General features: G+C 35.4%; 1 protein-coding gene. It reads right to left on the bottom strand.

Going from position 1 to position 469, the window contains the following annotated elements; genetic code table 11:
• The coding region (locus tag AC1VNY_RS42605) for a reverse transcriptase domain-containing protein (RefSeq protein WP_482409689.1) at nucleotides 1-361 on the bottom strand (361 nt) is incomplete at its 3' end.
• Nucleotides 362-469 lie beyond the last annotated feature (108 nt).

The raw sequence follows: 469 nt of genomic DNA, 5'->3' as shown, positions 1-469 counted from the left end.
CTCCTCTCTTTATGTCTATGTATGGAGAGTAGCTATTTTCATGTTTTATTATTGCTGTCTGTTCCCAGTATATGTTACTTATTAGTCTGATATCATCCCCATCTAGGCCTATTTCTTGTAGACATATGATTAGCTTTTCATGTTGGACTCTGTCAAAAGCTTTGCTATAATCGATGAAACACAAGTAGATACTTTTTTGCACTTCTATATACTTGTCAGCGAGTAGTCTTATACAAAGTATTGCCTCTCTTGTTCCTCTGTTCTTTCTAAAGCCAAACTGTTCTTCTCCTACTTCTATGTCTATCTTGTTTTTAATTCTTTCATGTATGATCTTGAGTAGTATTTTTGTTATGTGGCTCATCAGGCTAATTGTCCTATAGTCTGTGCACTCCTGTGCTTTGGGCTTTTTGGGTAGTGGTATGAATACTGATGTCTTCAAGTCTCTTGGTATATATCCTGTGTTATATAT

The organism is Bradyrhizobium ferriligni, assembly GCF_056837965.1.
Note: the sequence above shows the minus strand (reverse complement) of the source record. Positions and strands in the feature narration are given on the sequence as shown.